Source organism: Herbiconiux ginsengi (assembly GCF_900107435.1).
GTDB lineage: Bacteria > Actinomycetota > Actinomycetes > Actinomycetales > Microbacteriaceae > Herbiconiux > Herbiconiux ginsengi.
The window spans coordinates 50,822-71,078 of record NZ_FNPZ01000002.1 but is presented as its reverse complement, the minus strand read 5'-3'; the positions used below and the strand labels follow the sequence as shown (position 1 = coordinate 71,078).

The 20,257-nt window shown below is 69.8% G+C and carries 18 protein-coding genes; 11 read left to right on the top strand and 7 right to left on the bottom strand.

Annotated elements, in window-relative coordinates; genetic code table 11:
• Nucleotides 1-9: 9 nt before the first annotated feature.
• The 4 genes from BLW00_RS08590 to cls form a co-directional block, all read right to left on the bottom strand.
• On the bottom strand, nt 10-1,470 hold the full coding sequence (locus BLW00_RS08590; RefSeq protein ID WP_092552388.1) for a DUF2252 domain-containing protein: 1,461 nt from the start codon (nt 1,468-1,470) through the stop codon (nt 10-12).
• 13 nt (nt 1,471-1,483) lie between these two features.
• Nucleotides 1,484-2,818: a DUF1254 domain-containing protein gene (locus tag BLW00_RS08585; protein WP_092552387.1), complete on the bottom strand. Its 1,335-nt coding sequence runs from the start codon at nt 2,816-2,818 to the stop codon at nt 1,484-1,486.
• An 87-nt stretch (nt 2,819-2,905) separates the two neighbouring features.
• Nucleotides 2,906-3,571, bottom strand: coding sequence for a GAP family protein (locus BLW00_RS08580; protein WP_175494204.1), 666 nt, complete (start codon nt 3,569-3,571; stop codon nt 2,906-2,908).
• Between the two features lie 2 nt (nt 3,572-3,573).
• Entirely contained in the window at nt 3,574-5,046 is a 1,473-nt protein-coding gene (gene cls, locus BLW00_RS08575; protein WP_092552381.1) for a cardiolipin synthase, read from the bottom strand.
• Nucleotides 5,047-5,094: 48 nt separating this feature from the next.
• On the opposite strand from cls, the gene BLW00_RS08570 reads away from it, so the two are divergent.
• A complete protein-coding gene (locus tag BLW00_RS08570) occupies nt 5,095-6,300 on the top strand; it encodes an AI-2E family transporter (RefSeq protein WP_092552378.1) in 1,206 nt (401 codons plus the stop codon).
• Here BLW00_RS08570 and BLW00_RS08565 read toward each other — a convergent pair.
• Nucleotides 6,278-6,511, bottom strand: a complete 234-nt coding sequence (locus BLW00_RS08565; protein ID WP_092552374.1) for a hypothetical protein — start codon at nt 6,509-6,511, stop codon at nt 6,278-6,280. The two genes, BLW00_RS08570 and BLW00_RS08565, sit on opposite strands and share 23 nt — an antisense overlap.
• 117 nt (nt 6,512-6,628) lie before the next feature.
• Between BLW00_RS08565 and BLW00_RS08560 the strand changes: the two genes are divergently transcribed.
• A complete protein-coding gene (locus BLW00_RS08560; RefSeq protein ID WP_139256666.1) occupies nt 6,629-8,803 on the top strand; it encodes a helix-turn-helix transcriptional regulator in 2,175 nt (724 codons plus the stop codon).
• A 60-nt stretch (nt 8,804-8,863) separates the two neighbouring features.
• On the opposite strand, the gene BLW00_RS08555 is transcribed toward BLW00_RS08560, so the two are convergent.
• The gene (locus tag BLW00_RS08555; protein ID WP_092552368.1) at nt 8,864-10,237 is read right to left on the bottom strand and encodes an LLM class flavin-dependent oxidoreductase; all 1,374 of its coding nucleotides are present in this window, start codon (nt 10,235-10,237) and stop codon (nt 8,864-8,866) included.
• A gap of 169 nt (nt 10,238-10,406) precedes the next feature.
• Here BLW00_RS08555 and BLW00_RS08550 point away from each other — a divergent pair, with 169 nt between their 5' ends.
• From BLW00_RS08550 to BLW00_RS08530, 5 genes are read left to right on the top strand one after another with little or no spacing between them, the layout of a single operon-like run.
• A complete protein-coding gene (locus BLW00_RS08550) occupies nt 10,407-12,047 on the top strand; it encodes an ABC transporter substrate-binding protein (protein ID WP_092552365.1) in 1,641 nt (546 codons plus the stop codon).
• Complete coding sequence (locus BLW00_RS08545) at nt 12,025-13,056, top strand: ABC transporter permease (RefSeq protein ID WP_092552362.1); 1,032 nt, start codon at nt 12,025-12,027, stop codon at nt 13,054-13,056. Before BLW00_RS08550 ends, BLW00_RS08545 begins: the two co-directional genes overlap by 23 nt.
• Nucleotides 13,053-13,910 carry an ABC transporter permease gene (locus BLW00_RS08540; RefSeq protein WP_092552359.1) on the top strand — a complete coding sequence of 286 codons (858 nt, stop codon included), beginning with the start codon at nt 13,053-13,055 and terminating at the stop codon, nt 13,908-13,910. The genes BLW00_RS08545 and BLW00_RS08540 overlap by 4 nt, the downstream gene beginning before the upstream one ends.
• Nucleotides 13,907-15,721: a dipeptide ABC transporter ATP-binding protein gene (locus BLW00_RS08535; protein WP_092552356.1), complete on the top strand. Its 1,815-nt coding sequence runs from the start codon at nt 13,907-13,909 to the stop codon at nt 15,719-15,721. The genes BLW00_RS08540 and BLW00_RS08535 overlap by 4 nt, the downstream gene beginning before the upstream one ends.
• The gene (locus BLW00_RS08530; protein WP_092552353.1) at nt 15,718-16,974 is read left to right on the top strand and encodes an NAD(P)/FAD-dependent oxidoreductase; all 1,257 of its coding nucleotides are present in this window, start codon (nt 15,718-15,720) and stop codon (nt 16,972-16,974) included. Before BLW00_RS08535 ends, BLW00_RS08530 begins: the two co-directional genes overlap by 4 nt.
• Nucleotides 16,975-16,990: 16 nt before the next feature.
• Here the strand turns inward: BLW00_RS08530 and BLW00_RS08525 are convergent, their stop codons facing one another.
• Nucleotides 16,991-17,782 carry a hypothetical protein gene (locus BLW00_RS08525; RefSeq protein ID WP_092552350.1) on the bottom strand — a complete coding sequence of 264 codons (792 nt, stop codon included), beginning with the start codon at nt 17,780-17,782 and terminating at the stop codon, nt 16,991-16,993.
• Nucleotides 17,783-17,916: 134 nt separating this feature from the next.
• Between BLW00_RS08525 and BLW00_RS08520 the strand changes: the two genes are divergently transcribed.
• The 4 genes from BLW00_RS08520 to BLW00_RS08505 all read left to right on the top strand — a co-directional run bounded on the left by BLW00_RS08520 (nt 17,917) and on the right by BLW00_RS08505 (nt 20,208).
• The gene (locus BLW00_RS08520) at nt 17,917-18,345 is read left to right on the top strand and encodes a hypothetical protein (protein ID WP_092552347.1); all 429 of its coding nucleotides are present in this window, start codon (nt 17,917-17,919) and stop codon (nt 18,343-18,345) included.
• Complete coding sequence (locus BLW00_RS08515) at nt 18,339-18,560, top strand: helix-turn-helix transcriptional regulator (protein ID WP_092552344.1); 222 nt, start codon at nt 18,339-18,341, stop codon at nt 18,558-18,560. Before BLW00_RS08520 ends, BLW00_RS08515 begins: the two co-directional genes overlap by 7 nt.
• A gap of 28 nt (nt 18,561-18,588) precedes the next feature.
• Nucleotides 18,589-19,716 (top strand): NAD(P)-dependent alcohol dehydrogenase, encoded by a 1,128-nt coding sequence (locus BLW00_RS08510; RefSeq protein WP_245741472.1) that lies wholly within the window; start codon nt 18,589-18,591, stop codon nt 19,714-19,716.
• A gap of 75 nt (nt 19,717-19,791) precedes the next feature.
• Complete coding sequence (locus BLW00_RS08505) at nt 19,792-20,208, top strand: DUF7144 family membrane protein (protein WP_092552341.1); 417 nt, start codon at nt 19,792-19,794, stop codon at nt 20,206-20,208.
• The last annotated feature ends 49 nt before the right edge of the window (nt 20,209-20,257 follow it).

Here is a 20,257-nt window from a genome sequence, read left to right as displayed (position 1 = left end):
CGTCCCCCGCTATCCGTCTACTGTGATCCGCCCCGACGCGGCCGCCGCCCGCACACTCTCGTAGTCCGCGTCGTTCTGATCAGCGTAGTGCTCGGCGAACTCGGCCACCGCCTGGTCGAACACGTCGCGCGCGCCCAGGTAGGCACTGATCTCGAGGCGCGCACCGGCACGGGCGTGGGCCCGGGCGAGCGTCTCCCCGCAGAGCCGCGCGTAGATCAGGGCACCGGCCGGTTGTGCCCGCTCCATGTCGAACGAGGCCTTGCCGTCGCTGAGCTGCCGGACATAATAGTCCCGCGAGGTGCCGTCGGTGCGGTCCACCCGCTGCCAGCCGAGGAAGCTGTCGCTCGCGGCCTGCATCAAGCGCTGGCCGCGCACGACGCGCTCGCCGTGGTTGTCGTACTCGGGCGCATCCGTTCCCCGTTCCAGCACCGACCGCTGGGCCTGCTTGGCCTGCAGCAGCAGAGGATCGCCGGCATCCGTTCCCTGCAACAGGATGACCCAGGCCCGCGTGCCCACACTGCCGACCCCCACGACCTTCCGCGCGAGATGGTGGTAGCTGAACTCCCGCAGCGGATGCGGCCGGTCGAGCAGCGTGGACTGGTAGCCACTCAGCAGGCCCGGGATGGCGGCGCGATCGTCGATCAGGTCGCCGTCGCCGAATCCGCCTTCGTCGGGCGGCAGCTCCTCGATCGGCACGATGAGCGGAGGCGTGGAGACGAACCGCAGGCGCCCGTCGACCTCGCGCACCAGTTTCGAGAACGCCCGGGCGCTGTCGTGCTCGTTGGCCGAGGCGATGGTCGACTCCGTCCGGCGCACCTGCGTGCGCTTCGCGGCGCCACTGGCCGCGGCTTCGCGCAGCAGCGCACGCATCTCGCCGACGTCGAGCCGCTCGTACCAGCTGTCGAGCACGCGTCCGCGCGCGGCGCGCCGGATCGCGCTGCGATAGGCGCCTCCCACGGCGAGCACGGTGGCACGCCGGTCGGCGTCGCGGAAGCCACGGTGCCGGGTCGCGATCTCGAAGCTCGCCGCGAGCCGCTTCACGTCCCACTCGAACGGGCCTCGCGCGGTCTCGTCGAAGTCGTTGAGGTCGAAGATCAGCGAACGTTCGGGGGTCTTGAACAGTCCGAAGTTCGCCAGGTGCGCGTCGCCGCAGAGCTGGGTCCTGATGCCCGAGTCGGGCAGGGCGGCGAGATCGCCCGCCATGATCGCGGCGCCACCGCGGTAGAAGGCGAACGGTGAACTCAGCATCCGCTGATAGCGCAGCGGGATGAGCGAGCGCACCCGCGACTCGGCCTGCTCTTCGAGAGTGGTCACGACGTCGGTGCGGTCGTCGGCCGGGCGCCACGTCGCGTGGCTCCGGCGCGGCGACAGCGCCCGGGCGGAGCGCCCCGCATCGATGCGCTCGGCGTTGCCGCGCCAGAGCGGAACCCCGCTGTCGGGAGCGATGGTCACGCGCGAGTTCGTGGTCATGATCGTTCCTCCATCAGAGCGCCACCGCTTTCAGCGCGGGCGGGTTCCAGGCGCCGTCGAGCACCGCCGCTTCTGGCTCGTACAGCCGCATGATGATGCGCAGCGGCCCGGCCGGTGCGGGCAGCCAGTTGGCCGTGCGGTCGCCGCCGGGATCGGTGGGACCGTAGTAGAGGTCGAGCGAGCCGTCGGCGCCGTAGACCAGCGGATCGCGGTCGCCGAGCGCGAAGCGGTTCAGCGGGTTCGCCACCTGGAAGCTGTCGGCGTCGTACATGGTGACCGACCAGAAGGCGCCGACCGGGGGCAGCTCCGACTTCTCGAAGTGCTGCACGTAGGACTTCTCACCCACGATCGGCGAGCCGTCGGAATCGGCCACCGCGATCGGGTACACGGCGTCCTCCGGCGGGTTGGCTCCGAGACCCACCATCGCCACGATGGCGCGCTTGGTGTAGAAGTTGCCGTACACGCCCATCGTGTCGGTGTTCATCGACCAGCCGCTCGCCACGCGGGCGAGCGTGGGCAGCTCGGCGAGCTGGTGAGCCAGCGCATCCGCCTTCCCAGCCTCGAGAGCGGCCAGACCGTCGGCGTCGAATCCGGAGCCGTCGAAGTCGTCACCCGGCACGAAGCCGATGCGGGCGATCCGCGCGAGCACCGAGAAGTCGGTGGCGTGCGGCGGGTAGAGCTGCACGAGCCGTGCCGCATAGCCGAAGTAGTCGATCGCCGGGAGTCCGTTCACGATGTGCAGCGGGTCGCCGGTGAGGTCGAGGTTCTCCGGGGCGACGGATGCCCGCACCTCGTGCGAGAGCTCGCCCCCGTCGAGCGCGCGCAGCGTCAGCCCACGCTGGAACCGGTGCACCGCGTCGTAGTCGGCCGGACCGTCGGTCTGGGTGCGGCCGATCAGCCACACCGTGGAGGTGGTGGCCCGGATGAGCTGTGCCCCGGGCGGCACGCTCCCGCTCCAATCGGGTCCCGCGATCACGAAGGAGCCGGCCCCGGTGCCCGTCGTGCGTTTACCGGGAACCGCGAACACGTCGGTCCACATGTCGAGCATCGGGAGCAGGTAGTACCGGCCACCGGAGTCTGCGACGTCGAGCACGATCGGGCTCTCCTCGAGATCGAGCCAGGCGACGCTGTACAGCGTGTCGAAGTTCGGCGCCACGACGCTCCGGAAATCGGCCGGCGGAAACTGCTGCACATGGGAGAAGGTGTTGGGAGCGCTGCGCCCGATGGCGGCGGGGTCGCGGGTGTCGGTGAGCTGCATCCGCGTGACGTCCATCGTGACAAGCGGGTACAGGTAGGTGAAGGCCTCAGCCGCCCGTTCTCGGATCTCGACGGGATCTGTCGCTGTCATTCGTCGTTCCTCCAGGGTCGATGCAGCGAGTCAATCGGAGGGCGGATGCACTGTCGTCATCCCGTCGGGGTGATCCGCTGCACGGCGTCAGAGCCGCGTGAGCCCGTCACCGACCACGACGACGCCGATGATGAGCAGGATGACGGTGGTAACCGTGGAACTGTTCTTCTCGATCCAGTGCCGCATCGCCGTCAGCCAGTTCTGGGCGTGTTCGGGGGAAGCCGCGGCCACGACGATCGGGGCGATCACGGTCGAGGCGGCGAGAAGAGTGAACACCGTCACCAGCACGCCGAGCTCGCCCGGCGAGAGTCGCTCGCCGCGCACCGAGAGGCCGGCGGCCGCGCAGAGCAGGATCGACTTCGGCCGGAAGCAGAGCAGCACGCCGAGGCCCGCCGACCGCAGCGGCCCGAAGCCCGAGACCAGGCTCATCCAGCGCGGCACGCCCGAGGCCTCGGCATGCAGTGACCGCACCCCGCCGACCACCGCCAGCACCACCAGGGCGGCGCCGATCACGATCAACGCGATCCCGAGCGCCTCCTGAGGATGCCGCACGACCCGCACCGGGATCACCTGAGCGAGCGCGATGCATCCCGCGAACACACCGGCGACGCCCGCGACGAAGCCGATCAGAAAGGGGAACGCCGAGCGGCGCGCGTTGGGTGAGAGCAGGATCAGCACGGTGACGAGGATGGGCACCGAACTGATCGCCAACGCCACCGCGAGCGGCAACAGTCGTCCGATCGCGTCGGCCATCGTCACTCCAGGGCGGAGGTGAGTCGGGCGACCCCGTCGAACACGGTGCGGCTGAGCGGCTCCCGCTCCCATTCCTCCCGGGTGAGCTCGCGCCCGATGTCCCGGTAGTGCTGCTCGACCGCCCGCATCCCGTCGACGAAGGAGCGGCCGCGCACGAGAAGCGAGATCTCCAGGTCGAGGTTGAACGACCGGATGTCCATGTTGCTCGATCCGATCACCCCGAGGTCGTCGTCGATCGACAGGTGCTTCGCGTGCAGGATGAACGGAGCCGGGTATTGGAAGATCCGCACCCCCACCTCGAGCAGCGCACCGTAGTAGGAGCGTTGTGCGTGGAACACCGGACCCTGGTCGCCGATCTCGGAGACGAACAGCTGCACGTCGAGTCCGCGCTGGCACGCCGCCGTGATGGCGTACATCATCGCCTCGTCGGGCACGAAGTAGGGACTCGTGATGATGACCTTCCGCTCGGCACCGTAGATCAGGCCGAGGAACATCCGCAGGTTGTTCTCGAAGGTGTAGCCCGGCCCGCTCGGCACGAGCTGGCATTCCAGGGCGTCGTCGCCGGATGCGCGGGGCTGGTCGATCGCGGGCACGTTCTCCTCGGTGATGAGTTCACCGGTCTCGGTGAACCAGTCGCCGAGGAAGATCGCGTTCACGCTCGCGACGACCGGGCCGGTGAGCCGCGTCACCAGCTCCTGCCATTTGAGGCCCCGCTTGAGATTCTTGGCCGTGTTGTAGGTGCGGTCGATGAGGTTCTGCGACCCCATGAACGCGACCCGGCCATCGACCACGACGAGCTTGCGGTGGTTGCGCAGGTCGGGCCGCTGGATCTCGCCCTTGAACGGCCGCACCGGGAGCATGTACGACCAGACCACGCCGATCCGGTCGAGTTCGGCGAAGGTCTCCTTGCTGTGCACCGCGCGCGTCGAGGAGAGGTGGTCGGCGAGCAGGCGCACGGTGACGCCCCGCTGCACGGCGCGCTCCATCGCGCCGAAGAAGTGCGCCGTGGTGGCGTCGAAGGAGACGATGAAGTACTCGACGTGCACGAAGGTGGTCGCCCGTTCGATCTCGGCCGTCATCGCGGCGATCGAACCCTCGTAGTCGGCGAAGAGCTCCGCCGTGTTGCCGTCGCTCGGCGGGATGCGCGTGAGCCGCTCGTTCTGGATCACCAGGTTCTCGAACCACACCGGCCAGGAGGCACGCCGCGGTGTGAGGTCGAGCGCACGGGCCCTCTCGGCGATCATCCCGTCGACCGTGCTCTGCAGCGCGAGTCGCTTCTTCGGCAGCTTCGTGCGGCCGATCACGAGGAAGAGCAGGATGCCCACGAACGGGATGAGGAAGATCGCGAGCAGCCACGCCATGGCCGCGGTGGGCTTGCGGTCACGGGGGACGATGATGAGTGCTGCGATCCGGATGGCCAGATCGGCCGCGACGACCACGATCCAGACGAGATTGGTGAACAGCACGTCGCTCATGAGGGGAACCTAGCCAATCGCGCGTGCGGCCTGCATCACCCTGACGGGATGACGACAGTCCCGACGCCGCCCGCCTACCGTGAGGGCATCTCAACGAGCGGGAGCACGCCGATGACCGACAGCACCGAGTCACGATCGCCCTATCCGCGCGGGGCGATCATCCTGGTGGGGCTGGCCTCGGCCGTGGTGGTGTCGATCGGCATCAGCTCGCTGCGCGGCATCCTGGCCCCGGTTCTGCTCACCCTCATCCTCACGATCTGCGCGAGTCCGGTGCGCACGGGCCTGGAGAAGCGGGGCGTGCCGCGAGGCCTGGCCACGGGAGCGGTCATCCTGGTGGTCTTCGGGTTGCTGGCCGGATTCACCTACACGATCCTGATCGCCTTCTCGCAGTTCGTGGCGATGCTGCCCGGCTACGCCGCGCAGTTCCAGCAGATCGGCGAGACCGTCGCCGGCTGGCTGACCACGCTCGGCATCGACCAGCAACAGATCCAGGCCGTGGTGCAGGGGATCGATCCGGGCAACGTGATCGCCGCCGTGACCAGCGCGATCGGCAGCGTCGCGGGCATCACCGCGGCACTCGTGATCGTGCTCACCATGATGATCCTGATGGCCGCCGACGCGGTCTACGCCAAGACGATCCTCGGGCAACTGAAGACCCGCAAGCCCGACCTCGTCACCGCGATCACCTCCTACACCTCGAACGTGCGGCGCTACATGGTGGTCACCACCGTGCTCGGCATCGTGCAGGGCGCGCTGAACACGCTCGCTCTCGCGATCCTGCACGTGCCCGCGGCGCTGCTCTGGGGGCTGCTCGCGTTCTTGATGAGCTTCATCCCGAACATCGGCTACTTCTTCGCCATCATCCCGCCGATCATCTTCGGCTTCCTGGTGGGCGGCTGGCCGACGGTCATCGCCATCGTGATCGTCTACGGCGTGATCAACGCGGTGGTGCAGTCGATCATCCAGCCGCGGGTGGTGGGGCAGGCGGTCTCGCTCAGCCAGACCGTCACCTTCTTCTCGGTGCTGTTCTGGGCGGTGGTGATCGGGCCGATCGGGGCGATCCTCGCAGTGCCGTTGACGTTGCTCGGCAAGATGATCCTGATCGACGCGAATCCGGATGCGCAGTGGTGGCGGCCGGTGCTCGGGCCCACGGCCGAGACCCGCGGCATCCTGAAATCCGACTACGTAGACGAGAAGACCGCCCGCAAGTCGGCCAAGGCACAGAAGGCGGCTAACCGGCCGGCGCGGGGTTGACCGACACGAGGTCGATGTTCAGCGATCCGAACATCGAGATCAGTCCGTGCAAGGCGGCCTGATCGATCACGAGTCCGGTGACGTGGGTGAACGAGTCGTCGTCGACGAACACGTCGTAGCCGGTCAACGTCGCCGCGAGCTCGGGGCTCAACCGGCCACGCACCACGATCTCGAAGGTCTGCTCGTGCACCCGTGCCTCCCGTGCGTCCACGGAGGGGCCCTCCCTCCTCATCGAGTGTGCGCCGGACGCCGATTCCAGACGTCATCCGCCATGGATGACTTCTGCCCCCGCTGGCATACTGGGCTTCGGGGCGGGAAAAGAGGCCCGATGACACAGCGGCATGTTCCTCCGCATCACGCGGTCGATCGACCGAGCCTGCGCCTTCTGCTCGACGAGGGCCGAACCGGCCCGGCCACGTTGATCGTGGCGCCGGCGGGCGCCGGCAAGTCCGTGCTGATCAGTCAATGGGCCGCCGGCCACGACGACCTAGCCTTCGTCTGGATCGACGTCGGCCCCGACGACGTGGATGCCGCGCACTTCGCGCGCCGCCTCACCTCCGCGCTCAACTCGCTCTCCCCCGGCATCGAGGACCTCGTCGCGAAGGTGGTCGCAGCCGACGGCGGGCTGGGCCGCCCGTTCGTCGATGCGTTGAGCGAGCGGATGCGCCCCCTCCCCGAGTGCGAGATCGTGCTCGACGACCTGCACCTGCTGGCCAACGAGAAGGTGCTCGCCGATCTCTGGGCCCTCGTCGACACCCTGCCCGAGCAGGTGCACCTGGTGCTCTCGTCGCGGCGCGACTTCCGGCTCGGGTGGGCTCCGTTGCGCCTGCGCTACAACCTCCTCGAGCTGCGGCAGTCGCACTTGGCCTTCGGCGACGCGGATGCCGCGGAGGCGGTCGCGCGCATCAGCGGCCGCGCCTTGAGCCCCGAAGCCGTGTCGGTGCTGGTCGAACGCACCGAGGGCTGGGCAGCCGGGGTGCAGTTGGCGGCGTTGACCCTGCGCGACACCGGCGACCCCGAGGCCTTCGTCTCGCTGCTCGTCGGCAGCGATCGACTGATCGCCGACTACCTCGGTGAGGAGGTGCTGCTCGCGCAACCGCAGGGCCGCCGCGAGATGTTGCTGCGGCTCTCCGCCCTCACGGAGATGAATGCCGACCTGGTGGCCGCCTGCACCGGCGAGGCGCGTGCGGCCGGGCTGCTCGAGTCGCTGCAGGAGCAGTCGATGTTCGTTCTGCCCGTCGCCGGCAGGCCGGGCTGGTACCGTTTCCACCACCTCTTCCGCGAGCTGTTGCGCTACCGGCTGCACGTGAACGACCCCGCCGAAGAGGCCGCGATGCTCGTGCATGCCGCGGAATGGTCGCTCGAGCACGACTCCTTCGAGAAGGCCATCGGGTACTTCCTCGAGGCGGAGCGCTGGGATTCGGTGCTCGACGTGCTGCTGGCGCGCGGATCGGACGTCTTCGAACGCGGCGAGACGGCCACCATGCTCCGCTGGCTCGATGCCGTTCCGGAGCGCGTGCTGCGCCGCAATCCGGATGCGCAGCTGCTGCGGGGAATCCTGCTCGGACTGAGCGGCCACGGTGCGCAGGCCGAAGACATCCTGCGGGAGCTCTGCGCCGATCCGGGCCTCACCGCCGGTCAGCAGCTCGTGGCGCAGTGCTACCTCACCGGGCGAGTGCAGCTCCGGCCGAACCCGGCGCTCTCGTTGACCGACGCCGAAGAGGCCCTCCGTCGGCTCACCGACCACGACGGTTCTCCGGTGCCCGATCTGCTCCGGCTCACCAACGTCGAACTGCTGTGGCCGTTCGTGCTCGCGGCGGGTGGGCGATCACTCTTCCTCCTCGGCCGGCTGGCCGAGGCCCGGTCGTGGCTGCAGCGGGGGCTGGACACGCCGGGCGGCCGGTACTCGGCCCACCGCATCCATCTGCTCGGGAGTCTCGCGCTCGTGGATGTCTGGGAAGGCGACCTCGACCGGGGTCTCGAGACCGCCGACGAGGCGATCGCGCTCGCTCGCGAGGTCGGGCTGCTCGGCCATCCGGCTCCCGCCGACGCCCACCTCGCTCGATGTTTCGCGGCCATCGGGCTCGGCCGCACCGAGGCGGCGATCGCGGCGCTGCGCGACGCCGAGGCGCTCTCCGCCCTCGACAACCGCACGCAGCTGCTCTGGCTGGTGCGGCTGGCGAAGACCCTCATCCTGGGTCACCTCTTCGTCGACGACGAGGCGATCGGGCCCCCGCCCCCGGTGGTGGCCGCCGAGCTCGCCCGCGCGCGCGAGGCGGTGCCGCTCGCGGCCACGATCTCGCCGCTGCCCGTGCCGCTCACCGATCGCGAACGCGAGCTGCTCGCCTACTTTCCCAGCCGCTACTCCAACGCCGAACTGGCGGCGCGGCTGTTCGTGTCGGTGAACACCATCAAGACGCACATGGCCCACATCTACCGCAAACTCGACGCCCCCGACCGCGATGCCGCCATCCTCCGCGCCCGCGAACTCGGCCTGCTCTAGCTGCCGGCGGGGCCGTGCTTCGCGCGGCCTCGCCGGGTCGCGCCGGAGTTCCGCAGGCGATCAGGCCCGCGCGGCGTTCCGGCCGACGCGAAGCGAGCCGCCCGGGTGGCGCTCCGGGAGGAGCGGGCCGCGCCCCTCGAAGAGCCGCTCGCGCAGGGTCTCGTTCGGCGTGTAGGCGGTGCGATAGCGGCCGCGCTTCTGGAGCTCCGGCACCACGAGCTCCACGAAGTCCTCGAAGGTGCCGGGCGAGAGGTACTGCACGAGGTTGAAGCCGTCGAGACCGATCGAGTCGGCGAGCTCCTCGATCCGGTCGGCCACCTGGTCGGGCGTGCCGTGCACGAAGAACGGATCGGAGAACGGGTCGTCGTAGAAGTCGACCACGTTCTGCACGGTCTTGTCGGCGAAGGCCGCCTCCATCGACTGCACGTGGTCGCGCGCCTTGTATTCGATGTACTCCTCCGCCCCGAGCTTCGACAGGTCGATGCCCGAGCCTCCCCCGAAGTGCACGAGGTAGCCCACCACGTCGCGATACGACAGGATGTCGTCGAGCTTCTTCTTCACCTCGGCCTCGGTCTCGGCCACCACCACGTTGAGACCGAGCAGGAACCGGATGTCGTCGTCCCGGCGCCCCAGCGAGACGGCGAGTTCCTTGACGTCGGTGATCACCTTGCGCGCCTGCTCGGGCGTACGGGCGCCCACGAAGATCGCCTCCGCGTGCCGTGCCGCGAACACCCGGCCGCGATCGGAGGCGCCGGCCTGGTAGATCACGGGCGTGCGCTGCGGCGAGGGCTCCGAGAGGTGCGGGCCGGCCACCGTGAAGAAGCGGCCCTCGTGGTCGATCTGCCGGATCTTCTCCGGATCGGTGTAGAGGTTCGCCGCGGCATCCCGCACCACCGCGTCGGCCTCCCAGGAGCTCTCCCAGAGCTTGTACGACACCTCGAGGAACTCCTCGGCCAGGTCGTAGCGATCGTCGTGCTTCACCTGGTCGCTCAGGCCGAAGTTGCGCGCCGCATCCGGGAGGTAGCCGGTGACGACGTTCCAGGCCACGCGGCCGCCGGTGAGGTGATCGAGCGTGCTGAAGCGGCGGGCGTTCGGGAAGGGCTGCTCGTAGGTGGTGGTGAAGGTCACGGCGAACCCGAGGTTCTCGGTCACCGCCGCCATGGCCGGCACCAGCAGGAACGGGTCGTTGTTCGGCGTCTGCAGCCCACGGATGATCGCGGGGTCGCGGCTTCCGTCGTAGACGTCGTAGGTGCCCACCACATCGGCGAGGAAGATCGCGTCGAAGAGCCCGCGCTCCAGCAGCTTCGCCGTTTCGGTCCAGTACGACAGCTCGGTGTAGCGGTGGCGGTTGTTCTCCGGATGCCGCCACAGCCCGTGATTGATGTGGCTCGGCGTGTTCATCTCGAAGCCGTTGAAATGCAGCTCTTTCGTCATGCCGTCACTCTCGGCGGCTCCTCTCGCGCGCGCAAGCCCGGCGTAACACGGCGCAAGACAGTTACGCCCGGCGTCGTCATGTGACGTCACCGGGTATCGGCCGGGCTGCGCGTCGCCCTACCGTCTGAGCATCCCCGACCACCGACCTCCCGTTCAGGAGAACCGCTCCATGCCCAGAAAACTCCGAGTCGCCCCCCTCGTGGCCCTCACCGCGGCCGCTGCGTTGACGCTTGCCGGATGCTCCGCCGGCGCATCGGCCGGCCCTGCCTCCGACGCGCCGCGCGTCGAGGGCGGCACCATCGTCTACGGCCACCAGCAGGAACCCGCGTGCGTGTTCGGCGGCTGGATCGAGCAGGCCTACCTTTCAACCCAGGTGCTCGACAGCCTGGTCTCGCTCGACGAGAACGCCCAGGTCGTGCCCTGGCTCGCCGAGTCGTGGGAGGAATCCGACGACCAGCTCACCTGGACGTTCCACCTCAAGCCCGGCGTGACCTTCACCGACGGCACCCCGGTCGACGCCGAGGCGATCGCCTACAACTTCGACCACTGGGTCGGCGGCGGCAACAGCACCGCGAAGGTGTGGCTCCAGGGCTACTACCAGTCGGCCGAGGCGATCGACGCCACCACGGTCGCCATCCACCTGCAGAAGCCGTACGCACTGCTGGCCGAGACGCTCACCCAGGGGTACTTCGGCATCCAGTCGGAGCAGGCACTGAAGACGCGCTCCGACGAAGACAACTGCAACAGCCCGATCGGCTCCGGCGCCTTCGTCGTGAAGCAGTGGAACCGCGGCCAGGACATCGTGCTCACCCGCAACGACGACTACACCTCGCCGCCCGCCAACGCGAAGCACACCGGGCCCGCCTACGTCGACGAGATCGACTGGAAGTTCGTGCCCGACCCCACCACCCGGGTCGCCTCGCTCCGCGCCGACGAGACGAACGTCATCTACGACGTGCCGGCGATCGAGTGGTCGAACCTCGAGGGTCAGGGCTACCAGCTCGAGAAGTACGTCACCCATGGCCGGCCCCAGCAGCTGACCTTCAACACCGCCGAGGGCCCTTTCACCGACGAGAACGTGCGCAAGGCGTTCGCCTACAGCCTCGATCGGGAGCCGCTGGTCGAGACCATCGGCCACGGCGTCATCCCCTACGAAGGCAACGGCGGCGTCAGCCAGACCACGCCGGGCTACAGCCAGGAAGCGGCCGACACCTACTCCTTCGACGCCGACAAGGCGAACGAGCTGCTGGATGCCGCGGGCTGGACCGGCCGCGACGCCGACGGCTACCGCACGAAAGACGGCCAGACGCTCGAGGTCGTGCTGCCCTACGGCGCGGGCTCGATCATCAACGCCGACGGCGCCTCGATCCTGCAGGGCGTGCAGGAGCAGGTGAAGGCCACCGGCTTCAAAGTGAAGCTGATCCCGGTGCCGCAGAGCGAGTTCTTCGCGGGCGCCTACTCCAAGCCCTCGGAGAAGGACATCAGCGCGGGCTACTGGACGAGTGTCGGCTCCGGCATCCTGCTGATCAACTGGGGGCAGAGCACACCCGATCTCCCGAACTACAACAACGCGGCCTTCTACAACAGCCCGGAGCTCGAGAACTACATCCTGCAGGCCAATTCCACGGCCGATCCGGATGCGCGCAACGCGCTCTACGCCGAGGCTCAGCAGTACATCGCCGACCACGCCCTCGCCATCGGCCTCTACGACCGGCTGAGCACCCTCGCGGTCTCTCCGTACCTGAAAGACGTCTGGCAGGAGAACGCACAGGGAGGACCGGTGTTCTATGACGCCTACTTCGTCCAGTGACACGCTGACCCCGCCCGCCGCGCCGGCCCCCTCCGGGCCGGCCGGCGGCGGGGCCCGCGCCTCGCGCCGCTTCCCCTGGCGACTGATCGCCGGCAAACTCGTCGGCGCCGTCGTGGTGCTCTGGGGTGCCGCGACCGCGGCGTTCCTGGCCCAGACCGCCCTGCCGGGCGACCGCGCCACCATCATCCTCAACATCCGCGCCGGTCAGGCCATCGAGCGCACCCCCGCCGAGCTCGCGGCGATCAACCAGGAGTACGGCCTGCAGAATCCGCTGCTGGTGCAGTATCTCGAGTACCTGCGGGGCATCGTCACCGGTGACCTCGGCACCTCCTACCAACAGCACCGGCCGGTGGCCGCCATCATCGGCGAGCAGATGTGGCCCACGATCGTGCTGACGCTCACCGCGATCGCGCTGGCCTGGGTGATCATGGTGGTCTGGGTCACCCTGACCGCCGGCCGCGGCACGAAGGTCAGCTCCGTCGGCGCCGTGCTCGACACGGCGGTCGCCGGCCTCCCGCACTACTGGCTCGGCATCATCCTGCTGCTCGTGTTCGCGCTCACGCTCGGGTGGTTCCCGGTGATCAGCGGCACCAGCCCGAACGGCCTGTTCCTGCCGGCGCTCACCCTCGCCATCCCCCTCGCCGGCTTCATGGGGCAGGCCACGCGCGCCGAGTTCGAGCGCTCGCTCGACCAGCCGTTCGTGATCACCGCCCGGATGCGCGGCATGGGCGACTGGGGGGTGCGGCTCAAGCACGTGCTGCGGCACTCGGTGCTGCCCGCGGTCACCCTCTCGGGCTGGGCGCTCGGCGCCACCATCTCGGGGGCGGTGATCGTGGAGTCGATCTTCACCCGATCCGGCATCGGATCGGTGCTCGTCACGGCCGTGAACACGCAGGACCTGCCGGTCGTCACCGGCATCGTCATCCTCATCGCCGCGCTCTACGTCGTCGCGAACATCCTCGTCGACATCGCCTACGTCATCATCGATCCGAGGTTGAAGAAGTCATGACCGCACTGGGCCAGCCCCTCCTCACCAAGCCCGTCAGCGCGAAGCTCGCTGCGACGCCGTGGGGCTTCTTCCTCGCCATCGCGGTGCTGCTGTTCTTCGTGGTGGCCGCCGTCTTCCCGGCGGCGCTCGCCACGCACGATCCCTACGCCATGAACTTCGCGAACGCCCTGCATCCGCCGTCGTTCGAATTCTGGTTCGGCACCGACGAATCCGGCCGCGACCTCTACAGCCGGGTGATCTACGGCACCCGCGAGTCGCTGCTGATCGGCGTGGGCGCCACGGCTGTGAGCCTCAGCCTCGCGCTCGTTCTCGGCTCGCTCGCCGCGCTGGCCGGGCGCTTCGCCTCGGCCGCCGTGAACCGCATCATCGAGGTGCTCTTCGCCTTCCCCACCTTGCTGCTCGCGCTGCTCCTGGTGGCCGTGATCGGTCCGTCGGCGATGTCTCAGGTGGTGGCCGTCGGCGTCGGTACGGCCCCCGGCTACGCGCGGATCATCCGCGGCCAGATCCTGAAGGCGAAGGACTCCGGATACGTCGAGGCAGCGGTGGCGCTCGGTCATCCGCGCGCCTGGATCCTCCGCAACCACGTGCTGCCGAACGCGCTGCGGCCCCTGGTCGCGATCTTCGCGCTCTCGGTCGGGCAGTCGATCGTGTGGGCGTCGAGTCTGTCGTTCCTCGGGCTCGGTGTCGCCCCGCCCTCACCGGAATGGGGCGCTCTGCTCGACGCCGGAAAGCAGTACATCACCCAGGCGGGCTGGCTGACCGTTCTGCCCGGTCTCGTGATCGTGGTGCTGGCCCTGGCCGCGACCACTCTCGGCAAGCACATCCAGAACATCCTCGAGAAGGACGAGAAATGACGACGGAGACGGCACGAACGGCAGCGACGGCCCAGCCGGCACCGACCACACAGACGACACCGACGACCCAGCCGGCTTCGACGAATCCGGCGACTCCCCTGCTGCGCGTCGAGCACCTCCACGTCGGCTTCACCCGGGGCGGCGAGACCCGGCCCGTGGTGAACGACGTCTCGTTCTCGTTGCGGGCCGGCGAATGCCTGGCGATCGTCGGGGAATCCGGATCGGGCAAGAGCGTCACCGCCCGCACGATCGTGGGGCTCACCGGGGCGAACGCGGTCGTCGACGCCGAGACCCTCGAGCTCGACGGCATCAATCTCACGACGGTGTCGGAGAAGGCCTGGCGCTCGATCCGCGGCCGCCGGGTGGGCTTCATCCTGCAGGACGCCCTGGTGTCGCTCGATCCGTTGCGGCCGGTCGGCAAGGAGATCGAGGAGGCGCTGGCCCTGCATGGCTGGGGCTCGCGGGCGGCGCGCAAGCGCAAGGTCGTCGATCTGCTCGAATCGGTCGGGGTGCCGAACCCGGCGGTGCGGGCGCGGCAACGGCCCGACGAGCTGTCCGGCGGTCTCCGCCAGCGCGCCCTCATCGCCTCGGCGCTCGCGCTCGGACCCGAACTGGTGATCGCCGATGAACCCACCACAGCCCTCGACGTCACCGTGCAGGCGCAGGTGCTCGACCTCATCGCGGGCATGAAAGAGCGGGGCGTCTCGGTCATCCTGATCAGCCACGACCTCTCCGTGGTGGCGCGGCTCGCCGACCACATCCTCGTGATGAAGGGCGGTTCGGTGGTGGAGAGCGGCTCGGCCCACCAGGTGCTCACCGCCCCGACCCACCAGTACACGCAGGCGCTCATCGACGCGGTGCCCGGGGGGCACACCCGCGGCGAACGGCTCGGGCCGGCGCTCGACGCCAGCCTCCCCGCCCCCGACACGCGGGCGCCGCTCGCGCCGAGCGACGGCCCGGTGCTGGAGGCACGCGATCTCGTGAAGCGCTTCCGCGGGCCGGGAGGCGCGCAGAGCACGGCGGTCGACCACGTGTCGTTCACGCTCGACCGCGGCACCACCCTCGGAATCGTCGGGGAATCGGGATCGGGCAAGAGCACCACCGCGCGGATCGCACTGGCCCTCACCTCAGCCGACGAGGGATGGGCGAAGCTGCTCGGTCAGGAGTGGACGAGCGTCACGGAGTCACGGCGCCGCCACCTGCGCAACCGGATCGCCGTGGTGTACCAAGACCCGTTGAGTTCGTTCGACCCGCGCTGGACGGTCGAGCGCATCCTCGTCGACGCCGTGGCACAAGCCGACAGGCCCACCACCGGGGCCGCCGCCCGCTCGGAACGCGCGCGCGATCTGCTGCGCCAGGTCGGGCTCTCGGAGCAGGTGCTCTCGCGGTTGCCGCTCAAGCTCTCGGGTGGGCAACGGCAACGCGTCGCGATCGCCCGCGCCCTCGCCACCGAACCCTCGATCATCGTGCTCGACGAGGCGGTGTCGGCTCTCGACGTCTCGGTGCAGGCGCAGATCCTCGACCTGCTGGTCGAGTTGCAGGACCGGATCGGGCTGAGCTACCTCTTCATCTCCCACGACCTCGGCGTGATCCACCACATGAGCGACACGGTGCTCGTGATGAAAGACGGCAGGGTCGTGGAACGGGGAACGGCCGACGACGTCTTCCTCCGGCCGCGGCATCCGTACACGCAGGAGCTCGTGCGGTCGCTGCCGACGTTGGAGGACCCCGGCGCTTCGACCGCCCGGCCGGGCGGCCCGAGCGCCGTGGACACCCTTCCCGCCGGCGCTGCGGAGGCGGCTCCCCGGTGACCGAGATCGTCGACACGATCGTCGCCGGAGGCGGCACCGCCGGCTCGGCCGCGGCCTGGCACCTCGCCCGACGCGGAGCCGAGGTGCTGCTACTGGAGGCGCACCCCGTGATCGACGAGAGCGCCGACCGCGCGTTCGAGCTCGCATACGCCGATCCGGTGTATCAGGCACTGGCGGCGGAATCGGTGGCGCTGTGGGCCGCACTCCCCTCGGCGACGACCGGTGTCGCGTCGCCACTGCTCGACCGCACCGGATCGGTGCTGCACGGCCACGCGCCACGGCTCGAGGCGGCGGGCGAGTCGCTCGCCCGGGCGCGGCTCGCGCACGAGATCCTCTCGGCAGCGGATGCGGAGTCCCGGTGGCCGGGGCTCCGGTTCGCTGGAAACGTGCTGTTCGCCCCGGAGGGCGGACGACTGCGTGAGGGTGCGGCGATCGCGGCCCTGCGTGCGGCGGCGGTGGACGACGGAGCGCGGGTGATGACCGGCACGACCGTCACACGAATCCGCATCCTGGGCGACGACCTCGCGCGGCTCGAGGTGCGCACGCCGGTCGCGGCGGGGTCGGGTGCGGCTCCGGGGTCGGGCGCCGGAGATGGTGCCGCCGCTTCCGCCGCTTCGGCCGCTTCCGGTGGCGAGACGGAGATCGGCGAGGTGCGGGAGATCGACTGCCGCCGGCTCGTGGTGACCCTCGGCCCGTCGACGGCGAAACTGCTGCGCGGACTCGTGGCCCTCCCCCGGCTCAGTTCGACGCGCGACTCCTCGATCGTGCTGCCGATCCGGTCGGGGTCCGTTCCGGCCGTTGTGCACCTGCCCGACCCCTCCGCTCCCGGACAGCGCTACTGGCGCGGGGATGCGGCCGTTCTCGGCGGCGAGGGATCGGTGGTGGTGGGCTGGCGCGATGGCGCAACGGCGAGCGCACCGTCGACGCGGTCCAACGGTCTTCCCGCACGCGAACTCGCCGCGCTGCTGCGCTATGCGCGGGAATGGCTGCCCGGCGCCGATCCCGGCCTTCCGACGCCCATCTCCCGCGTGCGCACCTCGGCGCACCACGGTGACTTCGTGATCGACCGGATCGGCCCGGTGATCGTGGGCGCCGGGTTCGGCGCAGCCGGTGCCGGACTCGCGCCGGCGATCGGGCGGCTGCTCGCCGGGCTCGCCGACGACGCCGCGGCTCCCAGCCGATTCGCCTTGCGCCCCGATCGGCGGCGAGCCTTCGATCCGTCGACCGCGCCCGGGATCGCCCGACGCGCCTGAGGTGCCGGGCGCATGGTCATCGATCGCGACGCGCGGCGGCCGAACGAGCACGCTGCAGCACCGTGTTGACCCAGACGGGCTCGTCGCCCGGCGACTCCGCGATGCGCACCATTCCCGGCCAACCCGCGTAGAACCCGTCGCCGAGGTCGCGGGCCAGCACCCCGGCGCCCTTGGCCGCGAGGGCTCCGACGAAACTGCGCAGCTCCCGCGCATCCGGTTCGGGTGCGGGCGGATCGAGCACGACCAGGTCGTCCTCCCCCACCTCGGGAAGCACCTCGAACAGTCCCCGCACGGCAAAGGCGATGTCGCGAGCGCGCAGCAGGTTCGCGAGTTCACGAAGGCCGGCCGCGTCGAATGCCACCGTGTCGCGACCGTACTCCGCCTCAGCGACGTGCGGAACCGGCTCCCCGTCCGCGTCGGAGCGGGCAGCGCCGCGCAGGTAGACGAAGCGCGCCGCTCGTGCCGCTCGAGGCATCCGCTCGACCGACTCCGCCGGCTGATCGCGCACGCGTGCGAACGCGGTCGCACTGTGACCGGCGGCGAGCTCCTGGATGCCGGCGATCACGCCGTCGACGTCGTCGCGCACGCCCTCCCACACCGCCACGACGTCGGCGTTCGGGCTGCTGAAGCCGAACCAGCCCTCGGGATGGCGTTGCAGCAGCGCGATGGCCGCCGTCCCGCCGTCCAGCAACGGAACGAAGCAGCCGCGGATCTCGTCGGGTGCGGCTGCCGCGAGGAACCCGCCGACGCGACGCCGACGCGGGCTCTCGAGATAGGGCGCCGGGATGCGCCGCGCGGGTGGGGTCACCGTTCCATCATGCCGCGCCTCCGCCGGCCCATTCGACGCCGGTCACATCGCGCGTGTAAAGAATGATTGACACGAAGTCAGATCATCTTTACTCTCGAGATGTCAGCTTTGTTTCACATCAGATCGGAGTCCGGATGTCGTTCGAAGAGAGGAACACCTGGGTGTTCCTGGTGATCGCGATCGTCGCCTACGCCTGCTACGTCACGATCGTGCTGGTGAGCGCGGGCGGCAGAGCGCTCGTCGAGGTGGACTACGGGCCCGTCATGCTCTCCACCATCGGCGGTGCGATCGTGGCCGGCATCCTCGGCACCATCGCCATCTCGGTGATCTGGCCGAAAGGCGCGGGCAAGTCCGATCAGCGCGACAAGGAGATCAGCCGCTTCGGCGATCACGTGGGCCAGGCCTTCGTGGTGATCGGCGGCGTCGTCGCCTTGCTGTTCGCGATCGTGCGGGTGGACTACTTCTGGATCGCCAACGCCGTGTACCTCGCCTTCGTGCTCTCGGCCCTGCTCGGCTCGATCGCGAAACTCGTCGCCTACCGTCGGGGGTTCCAGCCGTGGTGAAGCCCACTCGGGTCACGAACAGCATCCGTTCCCTCCGCTTCGCCCACGGCGAGATGACGCAGGCGGCCCTGGCCGACCGCATCGGAGTCACTCGCCAGACCGTGATCGCCATCGAGCAGGGTCGTTACTCCCCCTCGCTCGAGATGGCGTTCCAGATCGCCCACGCCTTCGGGGTTCCCCTCGACGACGTCTTCCACTACCCCGAACCGCACTAACCACCTGCCTCGGCAGGGAGAGGTCATCATGACGAGCAGCGACACGAACAGCAGCATCCCGTCGGCAGCGTCTGCCGCGACATCCGCCTCGCGGCGCTCGGCGGCCCCCACCACGCCCTCCACCATGCGGGCGGTCACGCAATCGCGATACGGGTCTCCGGATGCTCTCCGGGTGTCCGTCCGTCCGGTGCCGCAGCCGGGGCCCGGCGAGGTGCGTGTGCGCGTCCGTGCCGCCGGCGTCGACGCGGGCACGTGGCACCTGGTCACGGGCAAGCCCTATCTCATGCGCTTCATGGGCTTCGGGCTGCGCGGGCCGCGCTCCGGCACGCTGGGCCTCGCCTTCGCGGGCGAGGTGGAAGCGGTCGGCACCGCCGTCACCGCGTTCAGCCCGGGCGACCGGGTGTTCGGATCCGGCGGCGGTGCGTTCGCCGAGTTCGTCTGTGCTCCGCAATCGATGCTGGCCCGGATGCCTGCCGGCCTCGGTTTCGAGGCCGCAGCGACCCTTCCGGTGTCGGGGGTGACCGCCATCCAAGCGGTCCGCGATGCGGGCGAGGTGCACGCGGGTCAGAACGTGCTCGTGATCGGCGCCGGGGGCGGGGTCGGCAGCTTCGCCGTGCAGCTCGCGGTGGCGGCCGGTGCCGCCGTGACCGCGGTGTGCAGCGGATCGAAGGCGGCGTTCGTGGAGCGGTTGGGCGCGTCCGAGATCGTGGACTACACCCGCGCGGATGTCACCGCCCTCGATCGCCGCTGGGATGTCATCATCGACATCGCGGGGAACCGCCGGCTGTCGCGGCTGCGTCGCATCCTCGCCCCGCGCGGCACGCTCGTGCTGGTCGGCGGAGAGAACGGCGGACCGGTACTCGGCGGCATGGAGCGCGTGCTCGGCGCCACGCTGCTCAACGCGTTCACCCGACAGCGCCTGCGCGGCCTGGTCTCCCGCGAGAACGCGGCCGACTTCGAGGCGCTGGCCGACGCTGTGACATCGGGTGCGGTCATCCCGGCGATCGACGCGGTCCGCCCCCTGGAGCAGGTTGCGGCGGCCGTGAACCACGTCGCCGAGGGTCGAGCACGCGGCAAGGTCGTCCTGGTGCCCTCAGCCCACCCACCGACGCCGGCCTCACCGGCCCCCACGGTCGGCTTCGTCTCACCACGATGAGGTCTCCGGGCGGTCGCCGCGGAATCCCCCCGGTGCCGAAGGACGCGAGCGACCACGAAACCGTATGATCGGCCCATGGATGCCGTCGCGCCCCGCAGACGACCGGGACTCGTCACCTTCGTGGTGGTGCTGATCTACATCGCCGGCATCGCCGAGGTTCTGGTGGGCATCGGCGCCATCTTCGTGCGCTACCTGCCCGAAGCCCAGGCCGACGGCGTGGCCTTCCCGGTGACGGTGCTGGGCGCGGCGATGATCATCATCGGCCTGGCGGTCGTCTCGGTGGCGTCGGGCGTCGCGCGAGGCAGCCGCTTCGGGCGCGCTGCGATCACGATCCTGCTGCTGCTCGGGCTCGTCATCGACGTCGTCGCCCTCGTGCTCGACCCCGACAGCGGCCCCTCCGGCCTCATCGCTCAGGCGATCGCCTGTGTCATCGTCGCCCTCCCGCTGTGGATCGGACCGGGCGGCCGCTTCTTCGCCCGCCCGCGCGCCTGAGTCGCGGCACTCCCGACCCGCCACGCGCCCGATCGGCCTGCTCGCCCGC

Excerpts from the sequence above, each read along its gene's own strand:
- BLW00_RS08580 (WP_175494204.1), bottom strand. The coding sequence starts at position 3,571 with ATGGCCGACGCGATCGGACGACTGTTGCCGCTCGCGGTGGCGTTGGCG.
- cls (WP_092552381.1), bottom strand. The coding sequence starts at position 5,046 with ATGAGCGACGTGCTGTTCACCAATCTCGTCTGGATCGTGGTCGTCGCG.
- BLW00_RS08510 (WP_245741472.1), top strand. The coding sequence starts at position 18,589 with ATGACGAGCAGCGACACGAACAGCAGCATCCCGTCGGCAGCGTCTGCC.
- BLW00_RS08550 (WP_092552365.1), top strand. The coding sequence starts at position 10,407 with ATGCCCAGAAAACTCCGAGTCGCCCCCCTCGTGGCCCTCACCGCGGCC.
- BLW00_RS08505 (WP_092552341.1), top strand. The coding sequence starts at position 19,792 with ATGGATGCCGTCGCGCCCCGCAGACGACCGGGACTCGTCACCTTCGTG.
- BLW00_RS08520 (WP_092552347.1), top strand. The coding sequence starts at position 17,917 with ATGTCGTTCGAAGAGAGGAACACCTGGGTGTTCCTGGTGATCGCGATC.
- BLW00_RS08590 (WP_092552388.1), bottom strand. The coding sequence starts at position 1,470 with ATGACCACGAACTCGCGCGTGACCATCGCTCCCGACAGCGGGGTTCCG.
- BLW00_RS08570 (WP_092552378.1), top strand. The coding sequence starts at position 5,095 with ATGACGACAGTCCCGACGCCGCCCGCCTACCGTGAGGGCATCTCAACG.
- BLW00_RS08535 (WP_092552356.1), top strand. The coding sequence starts at position 13,907 with ATGACGACGGAGACGGCACGAACGGCAGCGACGGCCCAGCCGGCACCG.
- BLW00_RS08585 (WP_092552387.1), bottom strand. The coding sequence starts at position 2,818 with ATGACAGCGACAGATCCCGTCGAGATCCGAGAACGGGCGGCTGAGGCC.
- BLW00_RS08555 (WP_092552368.1), bottom strand. The coding sequence starts at position 10,237 with ATGACGAAAGAGCTGCATTTCAACGGCTTCGAGATGAACACGCCGAGC.
- BLW00_RS08540 (WP_092552359.1), top strand. The coding sequence starts at position 13,053 with ATGACCGCACTGGGCCAGCCCCTCCTCACCAAGCCCGTCAGCGCGAAG.
- BLW00_RS08560 (WP_139256666.1), top strand. The coding sequence starts at position 6,629 with ATGACACAGCGGCATGTTCCTCCGCATCACGCGGTCGATCGACCGAGC.
- BLW00_RS08545 (WP_092552362.1), top strand. The coding sequence starts at position 12,025 with ATGACGCCTACTTCGTCCAGTGACACGCTGACCCCGCCCGCCGCGCCG.